Origin of the sequence: Stenotrophomonas sp. 3diitr2024, from assembly GCF_042136455.1 — a bacterium.
Classification (GTDB): Bacteria; Pseudomonadota; Gammaproteobacteria; order Xanthomonadales; family Xanthomonadaceae; genus Stenotrophomonas; species Stenotrophomonas sepilia.
This window is the reverse complement of the sequence record NZ_JBHHMJ010000612.1, coordinates 1-4,882: the sequence shown is the minus strand read 5'-3', so window position 1 is coordinate 4,882 and position 4,882 is coordinate 1. Positions and strand designations below refer to the sequence as shown.

At 68.9% G+C, this 4,882-nt stretch carries 6 protein-coding genes; 2 read left to right on the top strand and 4 right to left on the bottom strand.

All coding sequences use genetic code 11. The features are described from left to right. Positions 1-68: 68 nt before the first annotated feature. The 4 genes from ABGA94_RS15980 to nudE are packed head-to-tail and all read right to left on the bottom strand — an operon-like array spanning position 69 to position 2,611. On the bottom strand, positions 69-398 hold the full coding sequence (locus tag ABGA94_RS15980) for a YnfA family protein (RefSeq protein WP_053499515.1): 330 nt from the start codon (positions 396-398) through the stop codon (positions 69-71). Continuing rightward, positions 395-1,234, bottom strand: a complete 840-nt coding sequence (mazG, locus tag ABGA94_RS15975; protein WP_111129455.1) for a nucleoside triphosphate pyrophosphohydrolase — start codon at positions 1,232-1,234, stop codon at positions 395-397. The genes ABGA94_RS15980 and mazG overlap by 4 nt, the downstream gene beginning before the upstream one ends. Positions 1,235-1,247: 13 nt before the next feature. Further along, on the bottom strand, positions 1,248-2,051 hold the full coding sequence (cysQ, locus tag ABGA94_RS15970; protein ID WP_375367778.1) for a 3'(2'),5'-bisphosphate nucleotidase CysQ: 804 nt from the start codon (positions 2,049-2,051) through the stop codon (positions 1,248-1,250). Continuing rightward, the gene (gene nudE, locus ABGA94_RS15965) at positions 2,048-2,611 is read right to left on the bottom strand and encodes an ADP compounds hydrolase NudE (protein WP_005418435.1); all 564 of its coding nucleotides are present in this window, start codon (positions 2,609-2,611) and stop codon (positions 2,048-2,050) included. Before nudE ends, cysQ begins: the two co-directional genes overlap by 4 nt. 77 nt (positions 2,612-2,688) lie before the next feature. On the opposite strand from nudE, the gene bioA reads away from it, so the two are divergent. Then, a complete protein-coding gene (gene bioA / locus ABGA94_RS15960) occupies positions 2,689-4,080 on the top strand; it encodes an adenosylmethionine--8-amino-7-oxononanoate transaminase (protein ID WP_375367777.1) in 1,392 nt (463 codons plus the stop codon). Then, positions 4,071-4,808, top strand: coding sequence for a 16S rRNA (uracil(1498)-N(3))-methyltransferase (locus tag ABGA94_RS15955; protein WP_053499524.1), 738 nt, complete (start codon positions 4,071-4,073; stop codon positions 4,806-4,808). The genes bioA and ABGA94_RS15955 overlap by 10 nt, the downstream gene beginning before the upstream one ends. Positions 4,809-4,882: the final 74 nt, after the last annotated feature.

The window sequence follows — 4,882 nt, the reverse complement described above, 5'->3', positions numbered from 1 at the left end:
GCCGAGCCATGCTCGGCTTGCGCGTGCCAGCGCGGCCGGAAGGAAGAGCAGCCGAGCATGGCTCGGCTCTACACTGATGAGGTGCGCGGCCCGAACATGATCACCGCCATGCCGGCCAGGCACAGCGCTGCGCCCAGCAGGTCCCAGCGGCTGGGACGAATGCCATCGACCAGCCACAGCCAGAACAGCGCGGTGCCGATGTAGACGCCACCGTAGGCGGCATAGACCCGTCCACTGGCCGTCGGGTGCAGGGTCAGCAGCCAGGCGAACACGGCCAGGCTGGCCGCCGCCGGCAGCAGCAGCCAGACGCTGCCTCCCTTGCGCAGCCACAACCATGGCAGGTAGCAGCCAACGATCTCGGCCAGCGCGGTCAGCAGGAACAGGCCAAGCGTTTTCACGCCTTCTCTGCTGCCTTGGCCTGCTGCCACAGTGCTTCCTGCGCATCCAGGTCCAGTTCGGCCAACGCCTCACCCTGTGCGTCGGCCTGCGCTTCCATCGCGCGGAAGCGACGCTCGAACTTGTGGTTGGCACCGCGCAGTGCAGCGCCCAGATCGATATCGGCATGACGCGCCAGGTTCGCGCAGACGAACAGCAGGTCGCCCAGTTCTTCCTGCAGGCGCGCCTTGTTGCCCGCGACATCGCCGCGTTCGAACTCCTCGCGCAGCTCCTGCAGCTCCTCGGCTGCCTTGTCCAGCACCGGCAGCGGACCCGGCCAGTCGAAACCGACCTTGGCCGCGCGCGACTGCAGCTTCACCGCCCGCTGCCATTCCGGCAGGCCGCGCGAGATACCGGCCAGTGCGGAGGTGTCCTGCTCGCCCTTGGCGGCACGCTCGGCGCGCTTGATCGCCTCCCAGTTGCGCGTCACCCCGTCGGCATCGTCCACGCTGACATCGGCGAACACGTGCGGGTGGCGGCGCTGCATCTTGTCGCTGATCGCACGGGCGACCTCGGCGAAGGCAAACGCGCCCTGCTCCTCGGCCATGCGTGCGTGGAACACCACCTGCAGCAGCAGGTCGCCGAGCTCGTCGCAGAGATCGTCCAGGTCACCCCGGTCGATCGCATCGGCGACTTCGTAGGCTTCCTCGATGGTGTAGGGGGCGATGGTCGCGAAGTTCTGCTCCAGATCCCACGGGCAGCCACCCTGCGGGTCACGCAGCCGCGCCATGATCGCCAGCAGGCGCTCCAGTTCGCTGCTTGCGGCGCTACCGGTGGTGGGGGTGTCGTGCGCGCTCATGGGGCCTCCAGGATCAGTCGGACAACCAGTCGCGCCATGGCAGGCTGGTATCACCAAGGGCAATGAAATCGCCGTTCAACAGTGTCTCGCGGCGGTTGTAGCGGAACGGCTTGCCGGTCGCCGCCGACAGCACCGCGCCGCCGGCGGCATGCAGCACGCACTGGCCGGCGGCGGTATCCCATTCGGAGGTCGGGCCCAGCCGCGGATAGACATCCAGGCCGCCTTCGGCGATCCGGCAGAATTTCAGTGACGAGCCCTGTGCGATGGTCTCGATGCGGCCCATGCGCGCCAGCAGCGCCTCGGTTTCCGGCGAGCGGTGCGAGCGGCTGGCGGCAACGCGCAGCGGAGCCGTGGCCGGCGTGCGGGTGCGCAGCACGGTGTCATGCAGGCCCTGCCGCCGATAGGCCAGCTCGCCGCGCATGGCATGCCAGACGATGCCGGTGACCGGCGCCAGCACCACACCAAAGGCCGGCGCGCCCTGGTAGATCAAGGCGATGTTGACGCTGAATTCGCCGTTGCGCTTGACGAACTCGCGGGTACCGTCGAGCGGATCCACCAGCCAGTAAGCGCCCCAATGGCGGCGCTGCTCCCAGCCCACCTGCGCCGATTCCTCGGACAGGATCGGCAGGTCCGGTGTCAGCTGCCGCAGGCCCACCTCAATGACCTGGTTGGCCGCCAGGTCGGCCGCGGTGACCGGGCTGTTGTCGTCCTTGATCTGGACCTCGAATCCATCGGCATACACCTGCATGATGGCTTGGCCGGCCTGCTGGGCGATGGCGATGGCGGTCTCGCGCAGGTCCGTGGTCAGTTTGATCATCGCGTTCCCTGCAGCCACTGGCGGGCAATGAACAGCGCCGCCAGCGAGCGTCCCTCGGAGAAGTCCTCGCGCAACATCAGCTGGTCCAGTTCGGCCAGCTTCCACGGCACCACTTCCAGTTCTTCCGGCTCGTCGCCGGCCAGCTTTTCCGGGTACAGGTCGCGCGCCACCACCAGCCACGACTGGTGGCTCATGTAGGTCGGGGCAAGGGTCATTGCGCGCAGCACGTCGACCCGGCGCGCCCCGTAACCGGCTTCTTCCTTCAGCTCGCGGTCGGCGGCCTGCTCGGGGGTTTCGCCGGCGTCGATCCGGCCCTTGACCAGGCCCAGTTCGTAGCGGTGCATGCCGGCGGCGTATTCACGCACCAGCAGCACGGTCTCATCGTCGAGCATCGGCACCACCACCACCGCGCCGTGGCCACGGCTGACCAGGCGCTCGAACCGGCGACGTTCACCGTTGGAGAATTCCAGGTCCAGATGCTGGCGCTGGAAGGGGCCGTTCTCCTCATCGGTGATCCGATGGATGATCGGCAAGCGACGGCCGGCACGGTCATCGTTCATGCGGAATCTCCGCGGCGGCCGGCGCCAGCGCCGGGGCCGATAGAATGTGCAGGCAGCAACATGTTCATGAGCCCGAAATGCTAGCAGACCCAACCCCCTCCCCGCTGGCCCAGCACTGGCGGCAACGCGACCTGCAGGTGCTGTGGCACCCGTGCACGCAGATGCGTGAGCATCCGGACACCCTGCCACTGGTGCCGATCGCCCGCGGTGAAGGCGCATGGCTGATCGACCACGACGGCCACCGCTACCTGGACGCCGTCAGCAGCTGGTGGACCAACCTGTTCGGCCATGCCGAGCCGCGCATCGGCGGCGCCATCGCGGCGCAGGCCGGGCAGCTGGAACAGGTGATGCTGGCGGGCTTCGGCCACGAGCCGGCGATCACCCTGGCCGAGCGCCTGCTGGCGCTGGCGCCACGCCAGCCCGGCCGCGCGCCGTTGGCCAAAGTGTTCTACGCCGACAACGGCTCGGCCGGCGTGGAAGTGGCGCTGAAGATGGCCTTCCAGTACTTCCAGAACTGCGGCGAGCCACGGCGCACGCGCTTCATCGCGCTGGAAAACGGCTACCACGGCGAGACCCTGGGTGCGCTGGCGCTGGGCGATATTCCGCTGTATCGCCGCGTCTATGCACCGCTGCTGGCCGAAGGCCTGTTCGCGCCATCGCCCGATGCCTACCTGGCCGAACCGGGCCAGAGCGCGGCAGATCGCGCACGGCAGGCTGCCGACGGCTTGGCCACGCTGTTCGACCAGCATCCGGGCGAGATCTGCGCGGTGATCCTGGAACCGCGCCTGCAGTGTGCCGGCGGCATGCGCATGCATGACCCGGTCTATCTGCAGCGCGTGCGCGAACTGTGCGATGCCCATGGCGCGTTCATGATCGCCGACGAGATCGCCACCGGCTTCGGCCGCACCGGCACCCTGTTCGCCTGCGAGCAGGCAGGGGTGATGCCGGACCTGATGTGCCTTTCCAAGGGCCTGACCGGCGGCTTCCTGCCGCTGGCCGCCGTGCTGGCCACGCAGGCGCTGTACAACGCCTTCCTCGACGACTCGCGCGAGCGCGCCTTCCTGCATTCGCACAGCTACACCGGCAATCCGCTGGCCTGCGCGGCGGCACTGGCGACGCTGGACATCTTCCGCGACGACGATGTGATCGCCCGCAACCGGGGCATCGCGTCGGTGATGGGCACGCTGGCGGCGCCATTTTCCGACCATCCGCACGTGGCCGACGTGCGCCAGGCCGGCATGGTGGTGGCGTTCGAGCTGTCGCGCGACGGCAACAGGCGCACGCCTTTCGACCCGGGCCTGCGGCTGGGCCTGCACGCTTACAAGGCCGCCCTCAGGCGCGGCGTGGTGCTGCGCCCGCTGGGCGACGTGCTGTACTGGATGCCACCCTATTGCGTGGATGACGAACAACTGGAGCTGCTGGCACACACCACGCTGGCGGCCATCGACGAGGCGATTGCATGCGCGTGACCCGCTGCCCCATCGACCTGGCGCTGCACAGCGGCCAGACCGTGACCCTGCCGGAAGAGACGGCCAACCACCTGGTGCGGGTGATGCGCCTGCGCGAGGGCGATACGTGCGTGCTGTTCAACGGCGATGGCAACGACTACAGCGCGACACTGACCGTGGCCGGCAAGCGCGAGGTACAGGTCCGCATCGATGCTGTGCAGGCCATCGACAATGAATCACCGCTGGCGATCACCCTGCTGCAGGGCATCGCCCGTGGCGAGAAGATGGACCTGATCCTGCAGAAGGCCACCGAACTGGGCGTGGCGGCGATCATTCCGGTCAACGCCGAGCGCACCGAGGTGAAGCTCGATCCAGCACGGGCCGAGAAGCGCGTGGCGCACTGGAACAACGTGGTGACGTCGGCCTGCGGCCAGTCCGGGCGTGCGCGCATCCCGCAGGTGGGTTCGCCGCTGTCGCTGGCGCAGGCTGCGGCGGTACTGCCGGCCGATACGCTGCGGCTGACCCTGGACCCGCGGGGCGCACATCGCCTGTCGACGCTGACGGCCGCTCCGGCAGGGGGCCTCGTGCTTGCGATCGGCCCGGAAGGAGGCTGGTCGCCGCGCGACCGCGACCAGCTGGCAGCGGCCGGGTTCCAGGGACTGCAGCTGGGTCCGCGGATCCTGCGCACGGAAACGGCCGGACTGGCCGCGGTCGCGGCGTTGCAGGCGCGGTTGGGCGACCTGGGATAGGACCGGTTCGTGGTAGAGCCGGGCGCTGCCCGGCATCCACCGGATCATGGGGTTGCCGGCCAGCGGCCGGCACT

Excerpts from the sequence above, each read along its gene's own strand:
- cysQ (WP_375367778.1), bottom strand. The coding sequence starts at position 2,051 with ATGATCAAACTGACCACGGACCTGCGCGAGACCGCCATCGCCATCGCC.
- ABGA94_RS15955 (WP_053499524.1), top strand. The coding sequence starts at position 4,071 with ATGCGCGTGACCCGCTGCCCCATCGACCTGGCGCTGCACAGCGGCCAG.
- bioA (WP_375367777.1), top strand. The coding sequence starts at position 2,689 with ATGCTAGCAGACCCAACCCCCTCCCCGCTGGCCCAGCACTGGCGGCAA.
- nudE (WP_005418435.1), bottom strand. The coding sequence starts at position 2,611 with ATGAACGATGACCGTGCCGGCCGTCGCTTGCCGATCATCCATCGGATC.
- mazG (WP_111129455.1), bottom strand. The coding sequence starts at position 1,234 with ATGAGCGCGCACGACACCCCCACCACCGGTAGCGCCGCAAGCAGCGAA.